This window comes from Nocardia sp. BMG111209 (genome assembly GCF_000381925.1).
GTDB lineage: Bacteria > Actinomycetota > Actinomycetes > Mycobacteriales > Mycobacteriaceae > Nocardia.
The window spans coordinates 1,258,112-1,276,155 of record NZ_KB907307.1 but is presented as its reverse complement, the minus strand read 5'-3'; the positions used below and the strand labels follow the sequence as shown (position 1 = coordinate 1,276,155).

Annotated in this window: 13 protein-coding genes; 12 read left to right on the top strand and 1 reads right to left on the bottom strand. The window is 70.8% G+C overall.

The window, feature by feature from the left end; all coding sequences use genetic code 11:
* Window positions 1–18: 18 nt before the first annotated feature.
* Both G361_RS46670 and G361_RS0105735 read left to right on the top strand, forming a co-directional pair.
* The gene (locus G361_RS46670; protein ID WP_019926106.1) at window positions 19–2,508 is read left to right on the top strand and encodes an FAD-dependent monooxygenase; all 2,490 of its coding nucleotides are present in this window, start codon (window positions 19–21) and stop codon (window positions 2,506–2,508) included.
* Between the two features lie 53 nt (window positions 2,509–2,561).
* A complete protein-coding gene (locus G361_RS0105735) occupies window positions 2,562–4,037 on the top strand; it encodes a DHA2 family efflux MFS transporter permease subunit (protein ID WP_019926105.1) in 1,476 nt (491 codons plus the stop codon).
* A 3-nt stretch (window positions 4,038–4,040) separates the two neighbouring features.
* Here the strand turns inward: G361_RS0105735 and G361_RS42430 are convergent, their stop codons facing one another.
* Window positions 4,041–5,345, bottom strand: a complete 1,305-nt coding sequence (locus G361_RS42430) for an NtaA/DmoA family FMN-dependent monooxygenase (protein ID WP_019926104.1) — start codon at window positions 5,343–5,345, stop codon at window positions 4,041–4,043.
* 304 nt (window positions 5,346–5,649) lie between these two features.
* Between G361_RS42430 and G361_RS0105725 the strand changes: the two genes are divergently transcribed.
* The 10 genes from G361_RS0105725 (at window position 5,650) to G361_RS0105680 (ending at window position 18,041) form a co-directional block, all read left to right on the top strand.
* Window positions 5,650–6,858, top strand: coding sequence for an LLM class flavin-dependent oxidoreductase (locus G361_RS0105725; protein ID WP_019926103.1), 1,209 nt, complete (start codon window positions 5,650–5,652; stop codon window positions 6,856–6,858).
* An 11-nt stretch (window positions 6,859–6,869) separates the two neighbouring features.
* Entirely contained in the window at window positions 6,870–8,237 is a 1,368-nt protein-coding gene (locus tag G361_RS0105720; RefSeq protein ID WP_019926102.1) for an NtaA/DmoA family FMN-dependent monooxygenase, read from the top strand.
* Between the two features lie 181 nt (window positions 8,238–8,418).
* Entirely contained in the window at window positions 8,419–10,077 is a 1,659-nt protein-coding gene (locus G361_RS0105715) for an ABC transporter substrate-binding protein (protein WP_019926101.1), read from the top strand.
* Window positions 10,077–11,036, top strand: coding sequence for an ABC transporter permease (locus G361_RS0105710; protein WP_019926100.1), 960 nt, complete (start codon window positions 10,077–10,079; stop codon window positions 11,034–11,036). Before G361_RS0105715 ends, G361_RS0105710 begins: the two co-directional genes overlap by 1 nt.
* Entirely contained in the window at window positions 11,033–12,097 is a 1,065-nt protein-coding gene (locus G361_RS42425) for an ABC transporter permease (RefSeq protein ID WP_019926099.1), read from the top strand. The genes G361_RS0105710 and G361_RS42425 overlap by 4 nt, the downstream gene beginning before the upstream one ends.
* Window positions 12,094–13,701, top strand: coding sequence for an ABC transporter ATP-binding protein (locus tag G361_RS0105700; RefSeq protein ID WP_019926098.1), 1,608 nt, complete (start codon window positions 12,094–12,096; stop codon window positions 13,699–13,701). The genes G361_RS42425 and G361_RS0105700 overlap by 4 nt, the downstream gene beginning before the upstream one ends.
* Window positions 13,702–13,798: 97 nt before the next feature.
* Window positions 13,799–14,704: a LysR substrate-binding domain-containing protein gene (locus tag G361_RS0105695; RefSeq protein ID WP_019926097.1), complete on the top strand. Its 906-nt coding sequence runs from the start codon at window positions 13,799–13,801 to the stop codon at window positions 14,702–14,704.
* A 40-nt stretch (window positions 14,705–14,744) separates the two neighbouring features.
* Window positions 14,745–15,785 (top strand): aldo/keto reductase, encoded by a 1,041-nt coding sequence (locus G361_RS0105690; RefSeq protein ID WP_019926096.1) that lies wholly within the window; start codon window positions 14,745–14,747, stop codon window positions 15,783–15,785.
* Window positions 15,782–16,819: an aldo/keto reductase gene (locus G361_RS0105685; RefSeq protein WP_019926095.1), complete on the top strand. Its 1,038-nt coding sequence runs from the start codon at window positions 15,782–15,784 to the stop codon at window positions 16,817–16,819. The genes G361_RS0105690 and G361_RS0105685 overlap by 4 nt, the downstream gene beginning before the upstream one ends.
* A gap of 16 nt (window positions 16,820–16,835) precedes the next feature.
* On the top strand, window positions 16,836–18,041 hold the full coding sequence (locus G361_RS0105680) for an acyl-CoA dehydrogenase family protein (protein WP_019926094.1): 1,206 nt from the start codon (window positions 16,836–16,838) through the stop codon (window positions 18,039–18,041).
* Window positions 18,042–18,044 lie beyond the last annotated feature (3 nt).

Sequence of the window (18,044 nt, the reverse complement as noted above, 5' to 3'; positions counted from 1 at the left end):
CTACAGCAAGGACATCTCGTGAATTCTCCCGTGCGCTCGGCCCTGGTCGTCGGAGCCGGTATCGGCGGCCTCACCGCGGCGGCGGCCCTGCGCCGGGCCGGTATCGAGGTCGTCCTGTGTGAACGCGGATCGTCCTTGCGCGCAGCGGGATTCGGCCTGTCGCTGCAATCCAACGCGATGAACGCGCTGCGCACCCTGGACGCGGGTATCGATGTCGATCTGCTGCGGGTCGGTGAGCGGGCCCGCTCGGCGAGTTACCGCCGCCCGGACGGCTCGGTCATGCGGCGGGTCGACGTCGCTCCGACCGAGGCCCTGCTGGGCGCGCCGGCGGTGGTCCTGGCGCGGCCCGATCTGCACGAAGTACTGCTGGCGCACTGCGGTTCCGGGCTGCGGGTCGAATCGGGCGCCGAGGTGCGCCGATTCACCGACACCGGCGACGCGGTGGAGGTGGAACTCGCCGACGGCCGCACGCTGAGCGCCGACGTGCTGATCGGTGCGGACGGTATAAATTCCACGATCCGGGCCCGCCTGCACGGTGCCGAACCGCCGCGGCCGGGCGAATTCGTGTGCTGGCTGGCGCTGGCGCGGTTCGACCATCCGGTCGTCGAGCCGGGTGAGTCGGTCCAATACTGGGGCACCGGACAGCGATTCGGCATCAGCGACCTCGGCGACGGCCGGATCTACTGGTGGGGCACGCTGACCACCACGGCGGAACTGGCGGCGGCCTGGCCACACGACAAGGCCGATCTGCTGGCCCGATTCACCGGCTGGGCGCCGGTGATCGCCGAGATCATCTCGGGGACACCGGAAGCCGACATCCTGGCGCTGCCCGCGCAGGACCGGCCGCCACTGCCGCAATGGGGACGCGGCCGGGTCACCCTGCTCGGCGACGCCGCCCATCCGATGCTGCCCAGCCTCGGGCAGGGCGCGAACGCCGCGATCGAGGACGCGATCGTGCTGGCGCACGCGCTGGCGACACACGACGACGCCGAGACCGCGCTGCGCCGCTACGAGCACCGCCGGATCGCCCGCACCACCATGTTCGTCGACGAATCGCGCAAGCTCGGCCACCTCGAACAGACCGTCGACCCCGCCGAGGTCGCCGCGCGCGACCGGTACATGTCCGAGCCCGGCGAGGAGGGCGGCCGGACCCGCATGCTCGAGCCGATGACCTGGCCGGGCTTCGGCGATCCGGAATCGGCCGGCGCCCTACCCCGGCCGCTGTCCCCGCTGGAACGCTGGCACTGGACCGTCGATCGGGTCGCACCGCTGCACATCGTGTCCCGGATCCGCGTCGACGGGGAGCTGACCGCCGACGCCGTGCGCCGCGGTCTGGCCGCGCTGGTCCGGCGGCATCCGATGCTGCACGCCACGGTCAGCAGCGACGAGGGCCGCGACCCGCGGTTCGTCCCGGTCGAGGCACAGCCGATTCCGTTGCGGGAGGTCATATCCGACGACTGGACCGGCGAGATCGACACCGAGTTGCGGGAACGGTTCGCCCCGGACGCGCCGCTGCTGCGCGCCACCCTGGTCACCGCCGCGCCCGGCAGGCACGATCTGATCCTGACCTCCGTCTACACGATCGCCGACGCGGTGACGATCCTGTCGTTCGCGCGGCAGGTGCTGGAATTCGCCGCCGCCGGCACGACGGGCTGGGTGCCCGAGATCCCGGCGCTGCCCGGCCCGGAAGCGCTGTTGCCCAGCGAATTCCGGGGAGCGGACGGTAAACGCGCGGCCCTGGACCGGCTGCGGGCCGACGCGCAGCGCGACGGGCGGCTGGCTCCGGTGCGGTTGGCCGCCGACGCCGAAGTGGCTCCCGCGCAACGGTTCACCAGAGCGGTGCGCGCGACCGTGACCGGCGCCGATTACCGGGCACTGCTGGCGGCCTGCCGGGCGCACGAGGTCGGGCCGCACAGCGTGGTGGCCGCAGCGCTCGCGCGGGCCGCCGCCACGGATACCGGTGCGCCGCAGGCGCATTACACCGTCGGGGTTTCGGTGCTGTTCCGGGAACATCTGGCCCCGCCGCTGGACGAGTCCCGGACCGGCGCGTATCAGGCCATGCTCGGCCTGCCGATTCCGGCCGGGCCGCCGCTGTGGGCCGTCGCCGCCGAGGTCGAGCGCGAACTCGGCGCGCGGGTGGCCGGACGCGCGCATCTGGCCGGCCTGGCCGGTATCGAATATCTGGTGCCCGAAACCCCGGACCGGGCCGGCGAGGTCATCGAGCGGCTGGACGCGCTCGGACCCGGCAATCTCTGCCTGACCTACCTGGACACCCGCGCATTCCCGGATCGGGTGGGCCAGTGGCGGATCTCCGGCGCCGAATTCGTCTCGGGCATGTCGATCAGCGGGATGACGATGCTGACCGTCGGAATCGGTTCCGACGCTTTATCATTGAACCTCGGTTACATCGAGGGCCTGTTGACGGCCGAACGTGCGGGGAATCTGATCACGGCGGTCACCACGGCACTGCGGAACGGCCTGCCCGCCACCGAGACCGCCGGGTCGTGAGTCGGCCGGACTCCGTGTCACGGCCCGCACTTCCTCTGCGAGAAGGGAAAACGATGTCGACGGAACGCAGCCCGTGGGGCGCGCTCGGCGCACTGTGCGTGGGCTACTTCATGATCCTGCTGGACATGACCATCGTCGCGGTGGCCAATCCGGCGATCATGACCAGCCTGCACACCGATATGTCCGAGGTGATCTGGGTGACCAGCGCCTACCTGCTCACCTTCGCGGTGCCGCTGCTCGTGACCGGCCGCCTCGGCGACCGGTTCGGGCCGAAATACCTGTATCTGGGCGGGCTTTCGGTCTTCACGGTGGCCTCGCTGTGGTGCGGCCTGGCGGACGGCATCGGATCGCTGATCGCCGCGCGCGCCGTGCAGGGGCTCGGCGCGGCGCTGATGGCGCCGCAGACGATGGCGGTGATCGGCCGGATCTTCCCGGCGGACAAGCGCGGCGCCGCGATGGGGGTATGGGGCGGCGTCGCCGGGGTGGCGACGCTGATCGGCCCGGTGTTCGGTGGCGCGCTCATCGACAACGGCGGCTGGCAGTGGATCTTCTACGTCAACGTGCCGATCGGCCTGGTCGCGTTCGCGCTGGGGGTGTGGCTGGTTCCGGCGCTCCCGACGAACCGGCACCGCTTCGACGTGCCGGGCGTGATCGTCGTCGCGATCTCGATGTCCGCGTTGGTGTTCGGCATCCAGGAGGGCAACAGCTACCACTGGGCGGGCTGGGTGTGGGCGCTGATCCTCGGCGGCCTCGTCGTCCTCACCGCGTACCTGATCTACCAGGGCCGCAACCGGATCGAGCCGCTGGTGCCGCTGGGCCTGTTCCGCGACCGCAACTTCGCGCTCGGCAACGTGGCGACCGGTGCGCTGGGCGCGGCGATGACGGCACAGATGGTGCCGTCGTATTTCTATCTGCAAGCGGTGCGCGACCTGTCCCCGACCGAGGCGGCACTGGTGTTCGCCCCGATGGCGGTCCTGTCCGGCGTGCTGTCGCCCGTGGTCGGCCGGCTCTCCGACAAGTTGCCGCCGCGGTACCTGCCGACCTTCGGCTTCCTGCTGTTCACGGCGGGTCTGCTGTGGTTCATCGGCCTCGCCACCCCGCACGGGTCCATCGCGCTGATCTGCGTGATGTCGGCGGTCTGCGGGATCGCCAGCGCCTGCATCTGGGCGCCGCTGCCCGCGACCGCGCTGCGGAACCTGCCGCTGAGGCAACTGGGTGCGGCCTCGGGCATCTACAACACCACCCGGCAGGTCGGCTCGGTACTCGGCAGCGCCGGGATCGGCGCGCTCATCACCGCCCGCCTGACGGCCCATGCGCTGCCCACCTCATCCGCCGACGCCGGGCACGTCGACGACGCGATCAAGGCGCCCTACGCCTCGGCCATGACCGACTCGCTGTATCTCACCGTGGGCCTGCTGGTGGTCTGTGCCGTCGCCGCGGCGTTCTTCGCCACGGGTGCGCGCCCCGCCGCGGCGCCGGCGCCGGCGCCGGCCGCCGACCGCGAGGAGCCCGCCGACCTGGCCGGCTGACGATCAGCTCGCCGACACCGCGGGTGCGACGGCCGGGACCGGATCGGGGAGGCCGAACCGGGAGCGGACCGTGGGCTCGGGGTAATCGGTGCCGAAGGCGCCGGCGGCGCGCAGCAGCGGGACCACGTCGCGGACGAAGACGCGCAGATCGTCGATGAGCACCGGCGGCTGCACGGTGTAGCCGTCGACGACACCCGCGCGCCACCAGTCCAGGATCTGTTCGGCCACCTGCTCGGCGGTGCCGACCACCAGCCGGTGCCCGCCCTCGGCGCGGCGGGCCAGCTCGCGCAGGGTCAGGGGTTCGGCGGCCACCAGATCGCGGACCGAGCGGGTGAAGCCGATGGGGGCCTGCTGGTCCTCGTCGTAGCCGAACGCGTCCGGTTCCAGGACGGTGTCGGGGCCGAGTTTCGTTGCGGAGAGGCCGAATCGGGCGGCGACGGCGGCGATCAGATCGGCCTCGCCGGTGTGGCCGTTGAGTTGTTCGTGGCGGCGGCGGGCCTGTTCTTCGGTGTCGGCGACGATGGGGACCAGGCCGGGAAGCAGCCGGATGTGCTCGGGGTCGCGGCCGTGGGCGACGGCGCGGGCCCGCAGGCGATCCCGGAAGTCGCGGGCGGCCTGTTTGCCGAGCAGGGAGGCGTAGACGATATCGGCGTGCCGGCCCGCGAGGTCGATCCCGGCATCCGAGGCGCCGGCCTGGGCGATCAGGGGATATCCCTGCGGGCCCAGCGGAACGTTGAGCGGCCCTCGGACATCGAAGAATTCGCCGTGGTGGTCGATCGGGGCGGCGGAGACGTCGTCCCACAGCGGATCGCCGACCCGCTCGGGTGCGGCGATGGCGCGCAGATCCCAACTGCGCCACAGCTTCTTGACCACCTCGACGAATTCGTCCGCGCGCCGGTATCTTTCGGCGCGCGGCGGCAGCGGGGCCGAGCCGAAGTTGGCGGCGATGTCCGGATTGAAGCTGGACACCACATTCCAGATCACCCGGCCGCCGGAGATGTGGTCCAGGCTGGCCAGCCGCCGGGCCAGGTTGTAGGGCGAGTTGTACGAACTCGACGCGGTGATGACGAACCCGATATCGGGGACGCGGGCCGCGAGGGCGGTGAACAGCACGATCGGGTCCAGCGAGTGCAGCGGACGGGCGGTGGCGACCGCTTGCAGGGCAGGATGATCCGACAGGAAGACCGCGTCGAAGGTGCCCTGATGCGCCAGCCGCGCCGCCTCCAGGTAGTGGTCGAACGACACGAATTTGTCCCAGCGGCCGGCCGGGTCGGGCCAGGACTGGCCGCTGTATCCGGTGCTGTTCACGCCGACGTTCAGAAATAGTCTCCGAGAACCCATCTCGCCTCGCCCCTTTCGGTCGAGACCCCACTGTGTTCTCCCGCCGGTCCCATCACAATGGCCGCGATCAGTCTGATCGCAAAGGACTTCCGGGCGGCGGGCGTATTCCCCCGGGCTCGAGCTGAACCCAAGGGTTGACAGCCCGGGGCGGGGCGCCGGAGCTGGGGTGATGCGGCGCTACCGGCGGCCGGCGCGACGCCGTGCGGGGAAGTTCGGCGGCGCGGCGCGTTGCCGGTACGGAATCCCTTGGTACACACAGAAATGAGGGACGATGGCATCGGAACCCTTGCACATCGGCGTCGCGCTCGACGGAGCGGGCTGGCATCCGGCCGCGTGGCGCGCACCCAATTCCCGTCCGGACGAGTTGTTCGGGGCGGGTTATTGGACCGATCTGGTCACCACCGCCGAACGCGGTCTGCTGGATTACGTCACCGTCGAGGACAGCCTGTCCGTTCCCGGCGACCGGTTCGGGCCGCCGCGCGAGGTCGTGGACGAGGTCCGGGCGCGGCTGGACGCGCATCTGGTGGCGGCGCGCGTCGCTCCGGTCACCCGGCACATCGGATTGATCCCGGTGGTCACCGCGACCCATACCGAACCGTTCCATGTGTCGAAGGCGATCGCCACCCTCGATATCACCTCGCGGGGTCGGGCCGGATGGCAGGTGCGCGTGTCCGGAACTGCCGGGGAGGCAGCGCATTTCGGGCGACGCACGCTGCCGGAGCCCAGTGCCGCCGAACTCGCGGCGGCGATCGGTTCGGGTGTCTTCCCCGAGGCGGTGCGGGAGCTGTTCGACGAGGCGGCCGACGTGGTCGAGGTGGTGCGCCGGTTGTGGGACAGCTGGGAGGACGGCGCGGAGATCCGCGACGTGGCGGCCCGGCGCTTCATCGATCGCGACAAGCTGCATTACGTCGACTTCGAGGGCCGGTACTTCAGCGTGCGGGGACCGTCCATCACGCCGCGGCCACCACAGGGCCAGCCCGTGGTCAGCGCGCTGGCGCACGCCCCGCTGATCTACGAATTCGCCGCCCGCGGTGCGGATCTGGTGTTCGTCACGCCGACCCTCGCGGACGGGCCCGCACCGATCGTCACTCAGGTGGCCGAGGCCGCGGCGCGGGTGGGCCGTACCGGCGAACCGCTGCGGGTCCACGCCGACCTCGTGGTGTTCCTGGACACCGGCGCGGCGACCGGACGGCAGCGCCTGGACAGCTTGCACGAGTACACCGAATTCACCTCCGATGCCGCCATTTTCGCGGGCAGCGCGGCGGAACTCGGTGATCTGCTGGCCGACTGGGCGGCGCAGGGGGTGGACGGATTCCGGCTGCGGCCCGGTGTCGCGGTCGACGACCTCACCGCGATCACCGCGCAGCTGGTGCCGGACCTCCAGCGCCGCAACCTGTTCCGCACCGGCTACCCGGACGGGCCGCTGCGCGCGGTACTCGGCCTGCCGGTCGATGTTCCCAACCGTTACGCGACCGTCTGAGCGAGGCCACCGTGAGCACACCCCGTAAGCAGGTCATCCTGGGCGCCTATCTCGGTGGCGTCAACCATCACACCTCGTGGTGGCATCCCGAGGCGGGCAGCCAGATCGACTTCGGCACCTTCGAGCACACCGCGCGCACCGCCGAGCGCGGGCGTTTCGACTTCTTCTTCCTGGCCGAGGGGCTCGCCCTGCGCGAGCGGGCCGGGAAGATCTTCGATCAGGACATCATCGGCCGGCCCGACACCTTCACCGTGCTGGCCTCCCTCGCCGCGGTCACCGAACATCTGGGGCTGGCGGGCACCATCAACACGACCTTCAACGAGCCCTACGAGCTGGCCCGGCAGTTCGCCAGCCTGGACCACCTCTCCGGCGGGCGGGCCGCCTGGAACGTGGTCACCTCCTTCGACGCCTTCACCGGGCAGAACTTCCGCCGCGGCGGCTTCCTCGACCCGGCCGATCGGTACACGCGCGCCGAGGAGACGCTGAAAGCCACACGCGCGCTGTGGGATTCGTGGCGCGAGGACGACATCGCCGCCGACCCGGCGACCGGACGCTATCTGGCCCGGCCGGACGCCGGCGCATTCGCGTTCCACGGCAGTCAGTTCGACATCTCCGGCCGGTTCACCGTACCGCGCAGCCCGCAGGGCCGGCCGGTGATCCTGCAGGCCGGGGTCTCGCCGCAGGGCCGGGCGTTCGCGGCGGCCAATGCCGACGCCATCTTCTCCCCGTACGGGAAACTGCCGCAGGCCGCGGACTTCTACCGCGACATCAAGTCCCGCGCGGTGGCGGCCGGACGGTCCGCCGACGACATCAAGATCCTGCCCTCGGCGAGTTTCGTACTCGGCGACACCGAGGCGGAGGCGATCGAGAAGTACCGCACCGTGCAGCGCGAACAGGTCACCGGACAGACGGCTCTGGTTCTGCTGGAACAGATCTGGAATCGTGATCTGTCCGGATACGATCCGGAGGGGCCGGTGCCCGATATCGATCCCGACCCGGAGGCGCCGCCGATCATCCAGGGGCGGGCCTTCGTCCATCAGGATCGGTTCGCCACCGCCGAACGGCTGCGCGAGGTCGCGGCCGCGAAGAAACTCTCGCTGCGCGAGGCGGTGATCGATCAGTACGAGCGCGGCGCAGTGGTCGGCACACCCGCCCAGGTGGCGGACCGGATCGTGGCATTCGTGCACGGGGACGGCTCCGACGGGTTCATTCTCGGCTCGCATCTGGTCCCCTGGGGGCTCGACGAATTCGTCGATACGGTGGTGCCGCTGTTGCAGGACCGCGGCGTGCTGCGGGCCGAGTACACCGGCACGACCCTGCGGGACAATCTGGGCATCCCGGTGCCGCGGGTGGATCCCGTAGCGAGCGTGGGACGTTGACCACCGTCCGTTCAGATTCCCTTCACCGAGGGTGTAGTCGATCTGGCCGATCGCAACCCTCGGATCGGGCAGGTGGGTCGGCCTAGCCTGGTCGAGACATCTGGTGCCGGCGTAATCAGGCGGTCGGTGCAACGACAGTCGTTGCACCGCAGAATGTTTCACTCATCTGAAACGAAATGTGATGCACAAGAGACGATCTCATCATCGATTCGGGGCGCTGGCCGCGGCGCTGCTCGCCGCGGCCGTGCTCGCCGGTTGCGCGGCGCCCGCCCGCCAGGTCGCCGCCACCGGTGACGACACCGCGACGCCGGTCGCGGGCGGCACGCTGCGATTCGGGGTGCTCGACGCCCCGGCGAATCTCGATCCCCATTCCGGCAGTTCCTATCCGGAGTCGCTGATCACCAGCAACGTCACCGACAAGCTGATCTATCAGAACCCGAAGACCGGGGCGCTGGAACCGTGGCTGGCGAAATCGTGGGAGTACAACGACACGCTCACCCAGTTCACCTTCCATCTGCGCGACGACGTGACCTTCAGCGACGGAACGAAATTCACCGCCGACTCGGTGAAGGAGAACTTCGACCTGCTCGGCCGCGGCGACAAGGCGCTGGGTGTGGTGCCGGTGACCGCCTACTGGGTCGGGTATCGCAACACCGACGTGCTCGATCCGCTCACCGTGCGGGTGAGTTTCGACCGGCCCAGTGCCGGTTTCCCGCAGGCACTCTCGCTGTACTTTTCCGGCATCGTCGGGCATTCCACGCTGCTGCTGCCCAAGGAACAGCGCAGCCTGGCGCAGAACGTGGTCGGCACCGGGCCGTTCACCCTCGGCGAGCACGTCTACCAGCAGAAGACGGTGCTGAAGAAGCGGCCCGGCTACCACTGGGCGCCGGCGAGCCTGAAGCACAACGGCGAGGCGTATCTCGACACCGTGGAGATCGATGTGATTCCGGAGGCCGGGGTCCGCACCGGGGCGCTGCGCGCGGGCACCGTCGACGCCATCCTGGACGTGAACAACACCGACGAGGCGCCGCTGTCCGCGCAGGGCTATCGCATTGTGCCGCAACTCATCCCGGGCCGCGACATCTCGCTGGACCTGAAGACCGACCGCTTCCCGACCGACGACGCGGCGGTGCGGCAGGCGGTGCGACTGGGCTGGAGCCGCGACGCCCTGGTGAAGACGGTGCTGACCTCGAGCTACAAGGTGTCGACCTCGGTGGTGTCGCAGCGGGTGCCCGGCTACGTCGACTTCTCCGCCGATCTGCGCGAGGATCAGGGCCGCGCCGAGCAGCTGCTGGAGGCCGACGGCTGGCACAAGGGTTCCGACGGCATCCGGGTCAAGGACGGCCGCCGGCTGCAACTGGATCTGCTCGGGATCGACAACCTGGTCAACAACAAACCGGCCTATCAGCTGATCCAGCAGGATCTGCGCAAGATCGGCATCGATCTGCAACTGAACGTGCTGCCGATCCCGGACTACACCGCCGCGAGCACCCAGCAGGGGCGGTGGAACATCCAGGTGGCCAACCAGAGTCGCGCCGACATCGCCGTACTGGAGCAGATGTACTCGCCGCAGTACGGCAACATCGCCAAGCTGACCCCGGGCACCCCGGTGGCCGACGAGGCGATCGCGAAACTCAGCGCGCTGAGCAGGACCCTCGATCCCGGCCTGCGGGCGAAGGCCGCCGAGGAGGCGCAGCGGTTCCTGCTCGACGAGCAGGTGCTCACCGTGCCGGTGTACAACCCGGCCCAGGTGACCGCGGTGAGTCCCAAGGTGCACAACGTCGGATACGAGGCGCAGTCCCGAAATGTGTTCTACGACACCTGGATCGATCCGAGGTAATGCCCGTGCTGCGCTATGTGGCGGCGAAGTTCGCCCAGGCCCTGTTCGTGGTGTGGGGCGCCTACACCGTCACCTTCGCGCTGCTGTACGTGCTGCCGTACGACGCGGTGGACGTGCTGTTCGATCCGAGCCAGGGTGATCTGCTCACCGCCGGGGACAAGCACGACGCCCGGGTGTACTACGGGCTGGATCGGTCGCTGTTCGGGCAGTACGCGCACCGCCTCGGCGCGGCGATCCACGGCGATTTCGGCCGGTCCACCCGTACCGGGCAGGACGCCTGGTCGATGATCGTCGGCACCCTGCCGCAGACCGCGTTGCTGGCGGTGACCGCGCTGGTGCTGGCCGTGCTGCTGGCGGCGGTGGTGGCGCTGGTCGCCGCCTACACCCAGCGGCGGTGGCTCGCGGAGTTCTTCGCGACCCTGCCCGCGGCCGGGGTGTCGGTGCCGGTGTTCCTGGTCGGATTGGCTGTGCTGCAAGTGTTCTCGTTCCGGCTGGGCTGGTTCCCGCCGATCGGCAACGACGGGCCGGCGACGCTGGTGCTGCCCGCGGTGACCCTGGCGATCCCGGTCGCCGCGCCGATCGCCCGGCTGCTGCTGGAGAATCTCGACAGCGGCCTGCACGCCGGATACGTGACGGTATCCCTGGCCAAGGGCGCGACCCGGCTGTGGGTGCTGGTGCGGGAGGTGCTGCGCAACGCGGCCCTGCCGGCGCTCACCATCGCCGGCGTCACCTTCGGCAATCTGCTCGCCGGCGCCGTGATCGTCGAAACCGTGTTCTCCCGTTCGGGTTTGGGCCGGTTGACCCAGACCGCGGTGCGCACCCAGGATGTCGCGGTCGTACAGGGCGCGGTCGTACTGGCGGCACTGGTCTTCGTGATCGTGAATCTCGTTGTCGACCTGATCTATCCGCTGCTGGATCCGCGCCTGCGGACCCGCCTGAACACGAGGAGTCCGGCATGAGCAGGTCGGGGCCGGAGGCGGCCGCGCAGCATCACCACGCAGGCCCCCTGCTCATGCCCGAGGAACACAGCATGAGCAGGTCGGGGCCGCAGGCGCGGCATCACCACGCCGGGCCCGATGCCGGCGAGGCGGAGTCGGGTGGGCTGTTGATGCTCGACGAACTGACCACGAGCGCAACGGATTCGGCGGATTCTTCGGTGCCCGGCGATCCGGAGCGGCCGACATCGGGGACCGGGTGGGCCGTCGGGCTGCGCCGGGTACTGCGGGCGGCCCGGACCCGGCCGGGACTGGCGCTCGCCTGGCTGCTGGTGGCGCTGGTGCTGGGCTGGGCGGTGGCGCCGTCCTGGTTCACCGGACGCGGCCCGGACGACGGGGATCCGGATTCGGGATTCCTGCCGCCGTCGCTCGCGCATCCCTTCGGCACGGACCGGCTCGGGCGGGATCTGCTGGCGCGGGCGATCTTCGGGACCTCGACGACGCTGGGTGCGACCCTGCTCGCCGTCGCGATCGGATTCCTGATCGGCTCGCTGATCGGGCTGCTCAGCGGGATCGTCGGCGGCCGGGCGGATGCGGCGATCATGCGCTGTGTCGATGTGCTGCTGGCGATACCCGGGTTGCTGCTGGCGATGACGGTGGTGACCGCGCTCGGCTACGGCACGATCAATGTCGCGGTGGCGGTGGGTATCTCGGCGGTGGCGTCGTTCGCGCGGGTGATGCGCGCGCAGGTGCTGACGGTCGCGGGCAGCGACTTCGTGGACGCCGCTTACGGTTCCGGGGCCGGCTTCGGCCGCGTCGTCTTCCGGCACGTGCTGCCGAATTCCCTCCGCGCGGTGCTGTCGCTGGCCGCGCTGGAATGCGGCACGGCGGTGCTGGCGGTCGCGGCGCTGGGCTTCCTCGGCTACGGAGCGCCACCGCCGCAACCGGAATGGGGGCTCGCGGTCGCCGAGGGCCGGGACTTCCTCGCCACCTATCCGTGGATCGCGCTGTGCCCGGGTGTGCTCATCGCCGTGGTGGTGCTGTCCGTCAACCGCATCGGCCGCGCGTTGGGAGAGAAGCGATGACGACGACCGCGCCGCTGCTGCGGATCCGCGATCTGACCGTGCACTACCGGGATTCGCCGGCCCCGGCCGTGGCCGGGGTCTCGCTCGAGGTGGCGGCCGGCGAATTCGTCTCCATCGTGGGCGAATCCGGCTCCGGCAAGAGCACCACCGTCCACGCCGCGCTGCGCTTGCTCCCGGCCTCGGCGCGGGTACGTTCCGCCGCACTGGAACTCGGCGGCCGGGATGTGTCCGGCTGGAGCGACCGGCGGCTGGCCCGGGTGCGCGGTCCGGTGGTCGGATTCGTACCGCAGGATCCCGGCACGTCGCTGAATCCGGTGAAACCGGTCGGCCGGCAGGTGCTCGAGGCGCTGCGGTTGCACCGGCGGCCCGACGCCGCGCGCGAACTGGCGATCGAGAAGCTGGCCGCGGCCGGACTGCCCGATCCGGACCGGGTGTACCGGCAGTATCCGCACGAGCTGTCCGGCGGGATGAAACAGCGCGTGCTCATCGCGATCGCGCTGGCCAACGATCCGGTCCTGCTGGTGGCCGACGAGCCCACCTCCGCGCTCGACGTCACCGTGCAGAAGCGAATCCTGGACCGGCTCAGTGGTTTACGGGAGAGTCTCGGGCTCGGGGTGCTGTTCGTCACGCACGATCTGGGGGTGGCGGCGGAACGCTCCGATCGCCTGCTGGTGATGCGGCGGGGGCGGATCGTCGAGGAGGGCGGCGCCACCGCGGTGCTCACCGCGCCGCGCCACCCGTACACCGCCCGGCTGGTGGCCGCGGCGCCCGCCGCGCACACCGGCCGGTTGCGGCCCTCGCCGGGAATTGCGCAACCGGCGACCGGATCCGAGCCCGCACCGCTGCTGCGGCTCACCGGGTTGATCAAGAGTTTTGCCGGAGTCCGCGCGGTCGACGAGGTGTCGCTCGCAGTCCGGACGGGCACCACCCATGCCGTCGTCGGCGAGTCGGGCGCGGGGAAATCGACGGTGGCCCGGCTGGTCGCCGGGCTGGCGCGGCCCGACGCCGGCGCGGTGTGGCTGGCCGGTGACCGGGTCGACGGCCCGGGACGCCGCCCGCGCCCGCTGCGGCGGCAGATCCAGCACGTGTACCAGAACCCCTACACCTCGCTGGATCCGCGCTTCGACGTCGCGGGCATCATCGGGGAGCCGTTGCAGGCGTTCGGCCTGATCCGGGATCGATCCGAACGGCAGCGCAGGGTGGCCGAACTGCTCGACGCGGTCGCGCTGGATCGCACCCACCTGCGCCGGCGACCGGCCGAACTGTCCGGTGGCCAGCGGCAACGGGTGGCGATCGCCCGCGCGCTGGCAGCCGGGCCCCGGTTGCTGGTCCTCGACGAGGCGGTCTCGGCGCTGGACGTGTCGGTCCAGGCGCAGATCCTGCAACTGCTGGTCGACCTGCAGGCCGAGCACGGGCTGACCTACCTGTTCATCACCCACGATCTGGGTGTGGTGCGGCTGATCGCCGACGACGTGACGGTGATGCGCGCCGGCCGGGTCGTCGAGAACGGCTCGGTGGCAACGGTTTTCGATGCGCCCGCCGCGGAGTACACCCGGACGCTGCTGGCCGCGGTGCCGGGCCGGGCGGCCGTGGCGATCGGCTGACCATGGCTGTACAGAATCCGCTCGAGCGTAAGGATTTCCTCGACGGTTGCGGACTTCGATGATGAACGGCGGACGTGCGCAGTCGAAACGAGGACCCATGTACGACATTCGACGGCTGATCCTCCTGCGTGATCTGGCCGAACACACGACGATGACGGCCGTGTCGGAACTGCACGGGATCACCACGTCGGCGGTGTCGCAACAGTTGCGGATCCTCGAGGACGAGGTGGGCATCGTGCTGACCCGGCGGGAGGGCCGGGTGCTGCGGCTCACCCATGCCGGGCGCGTCCTGGTCGACCACACGTTCCGGATCGTGGCCGCCCTCGAGGAGGCGGAATCGGCGGTGGCCGCGACCTCCGCGGCCGTCACCGGCGCGCTCACCGTCGCCACCTTCCGGACGGCGCAGGCCCGGCTGGCGCTGCCCGTCACGGTGCGGCTGCGCGCCGACCATCCGGGGCTGCGGGTGCGCCTGGTGACGCTGCGACCGGTGGATTCGATTCCCGCGGTGCGGCAGCAGGATGTCGATCTCGCGATCACCTACGCGTATTCGTTCCGCTCCCGGGATCTGCCGCTGGGTGTGGAGTCGGAGTACCTGTTCAGCGATCCGCTGGTCCTGCTGGTCCCGCCGGACTGGGTCGATCGCGCCCGCGCGGACGGGCTGCGCGTGCTGCGCGACGCCGACTGGGTCGCCGATCTCGACGGTGCGCCGTCGCTGGCATCGGTGCTGTTCGCCTGCCGCGAGGCCGGTTTCGCGCCCCGGATCGAACATCGCAGCAGCACCTTCGAGGGGATGGCCGAGATGGTCGAGCACGGACTCGGCGCGGCCATCGTGCCGGACATGTCGGTCGCCGACCGGCACCGGCCCCTGATCGCCCGCACCGTCGACAACGGCATCCGGCAGGTCGCGGTGACCTACCGGCAGGCCTCGCTGGAGCGTCCGGCGGTGGCCGCCGCGATCCGGATGTTGCGCTCGATCGCGCAGCCGCTGCATCCCGCGGCCTGACCGCTTTTCGGCCCACGAACAGAAAGTGATTCGGCACCATATGAATTCCCGTCATCTCGGCCGCACCGGAGTGCTGGTCAGCCCACTCACGCTGGGCGCCATGAACTTCGGCGCCTGGGCCAATCGCGACCACGACGAGGCGATCCGGATCGTGCACCGCGCCCTGGACGCCGGCATCACGGTGGTCGACACCGCCGACGTCTATTCGCAGGGAGAGAACGAGGAGATCGTCGGCCGGGCGCTCGCCGGGCGGCGCGACCGGGTGGTCCTCGCCACGAAATTCCACGGGCAGATCGGCACCGACCCGAATTCCCAGGGCAATTCGCGGCGCTGGATCCTGCGCGCGGTCGAGGACAGCCTGCGCCGGCTGGGCACCGACCACATCGATCTGTACCAGGTGCACCGGCCCGATCCGGACCTCCCGCTCGAGGAAACCCTGTGGGCGCTGGACGATCTCGTGACCGCCGGGAAGATCCGGTACTACGGCACCACCACCTTCGAACCGCATCAGCTGGTGGAGGCGCAGTGGGTGGCCGCGGACCGGCAGTTGCGCGGGCCGGTCACCGAGCAGCCGCCGTATTCGATCCTCGCCCGCGGCGCCGAGCGCGCCACCCTGCCGATCGCGCAGCAGTACGGGCTCGGCGTGCTCACCTGGAGTCCGCTGGCCGGTGGCTGGTTGTCGGGCCGCTACCGCAGCGGCACGGACGCACCGGCCTCCACCAGGCTGGGCCGCCAGCCGCATCGCCACGATCCGGCCCTGCCGGTGAACCGGCGCAAGCGCGCGCTCGCCGAGGAGCTGGGCAAGCTCGCCGACGAGGCGGGGCTGCCGCTGGTCCAGCTGGCGCTGGCGTTCGTCCTGCACCATCCCGCGGTGAGCACGGTGATCATCGGGCCGCGCACGCTCGACCAGCTCGACGGTCAGCTGGGTGCGGTCGACGTCCGGCTCGGAGCCGACGTGCTGGACCGGATCGACGAGATCGTCGCCCCCGGGGTCACCGTGAGCCCCGCCGACGAGGGCTATCTGCCGCCGTCGCTGACCGATTCCGCCCTCCGCCGCCGCGTCCCGGGAGCCCGCCGATGAGCCTGTCCGATCTGCGTACCCTCGGCCGCACCGGGGTGCGGATCAGCCCGTTCGTGTTGGGCGCCATGAACTTCGGCGCACGCGGCAACACGAGTCCCGACGAGTCGATCGCGCTGATCCAGCGCGCGCTCGACGCCGGGATCAACGCCATCGACACCGCGGACACCTACTCGCGCGGCGAATCCGAGACGATCGTGGGCCGCGCGCTGACCGGCCGCCGCGATCGGGTGATCCTGGCCTCCAAATTCCACAATCCGGTCGACGACGATCCGGCCCATCGCGGTAATTCGCGGCGCTGGATCGTGCGCGCGGTGGAGGATTCGCTGCGCCGGTTGGGCACCGACCATCTGGACCTGTATCAGGTGCACCGGCCCGAGGCGATCACGGCGATCGACGAAACCGTCGGCGCCCTGGACGATCTGGTGCGGGCCGGCAAGATCCGCTACTACGGCACCTCGGTCTTCGCACCGGCCGAACTGATCGAGACGCAGTGGGCCGCCGACCGCCGCCGGCTGCGCCGCGCGGTATCCGAACAGGTGCCCTACTCCCTGCTGGTCCGCGGCATCGAACGCGAAACCCTGCCGATCGCAAGGAAATACGGGCTCGGCGTGCTGACCTACGGTCCGCTCGCGGCGGGCTGGCTCAGCGGGAACTACCGGCTCGGCGCCGCACAACCCGTCTCGCAACGCGCCGATCTGATCCCCGGCCGGTTCGACATCGCGGCCCCCGCGAACGCCGCGAAACTGGCCGCCGCCGACGCACTGGCGCGGCTGGCCGGGGAGGCCGGGCTGAGCCTGGTGGAACTGGCCGTCGGTTTCGTGGCGGCGCATCCGGATGTGTCCGCCACCATCATCGGGCCGCGCACCCGGGAACACCTCGACGCCTATCTGCGCGCGGCGGAGGTGGAACTCGCACCGGACGTCCTCGATCGGATCGACGAGATCGTCCCGCCCGGAACGTATTTCCACGAGCGCGACACCGGCAAGATCCCGGACGCGCTCGCCGATCCGGCGCTGCGCCGGAGGGCGTCGTGAGCGCGCGGGTGACGCCGTGACCGCGGTGCGACCCGAGCGGGCGGCCGCGCCGACGGTCGCCGGGATCCGGGCGGCGGCCGCGCCGATCCTGCGGCGGCTCGGCGACACCGCGCGGGTGCGGGAGGAGACCCGCGACCACGCGTTCGATGACGTCCGGGCGCTGGGGGCCGCGGGGGTCGCGCTGACCGGCATTCCGCACCACGACGGGGGCGCCGGGGGCTCGGTGCGTGCGGTGGCCGACCTGGTGATCGCGATCGCCCAGGCGGATTCCAGTGTGGCGCAGGCACTCCGGAGTACGTTCCTGATCGCGAACCAGGTCGTGGACCGCGCGGATCTGCCGCATCGGAACGCCGTACTGGCGCGGCTGCGGCACGGAGATCTGTTCGCGGGCACCGCGAACGAGCGCAGCGGCGGCGCGAGCGGGCAGACCAACGCCACCGCGCGCCGCGCCGGTGACGACTGGATCGTCGACGGCGAGAAGTACTACTCCACCGGTGGCCTCTACGCCTCCTGGTTCTCCACCCAGGCCAGGGCCGAGGACGGCACGCTGATCCGGTTCACCGTGCCGGTCGACCGCGCCGGGCTCGACCGGCTCGACGACTTCGACGCGATCGGGCAACGGCTCACCGCCAGTGGCACAACACGTTTCACCGAGGTCCGGATCTCCGCCGACGAGGTGACCGGTATCGGCGAACCACCACCGGAGCAGCCGTGGCCGGGTTCGTTCGCCCAGCTGTATCTGGCGGCCGTCCAGGCCGGCATCGCCGCGCGCGCCCTGGACGACGCGGTCGGGTACGTGCGGGAGAAGGCCCGGCCGATCAAGCACAGCTCCGTGACCCGCAGTACCGAGGATCCGTACGTCCGGGAGACGGTGGGCCGCATCGCTTCCCGGGCCCGCGCGGCGCGGGCGGTCGTGCTGCTGGCGGCCGAGGCGCTCACCGAGGTCCGCGGCCTCGGCGGGCCGCAGGCGCGCGCACCGCGGGCCGCCGCGGCGGTGCAGGTCGCCGAGGCCGGGGTGATCGCCGCCGAATCGGCCTTGGCCGCAACGGAATTGCTGTTCGATGTCGGTGGCGGCTCGATCACCGACCGCGAGCTGGGATTCGACCGGCACTGGCGCAACGCCCGCACCGTCGCCAATCACAATCCGCGGCAGTGGAAACTCGCGGTGGCGGGCGCCTATCACCTCACCGGGGAAGAACCACCCACCACCGGACTCTTCTGAATG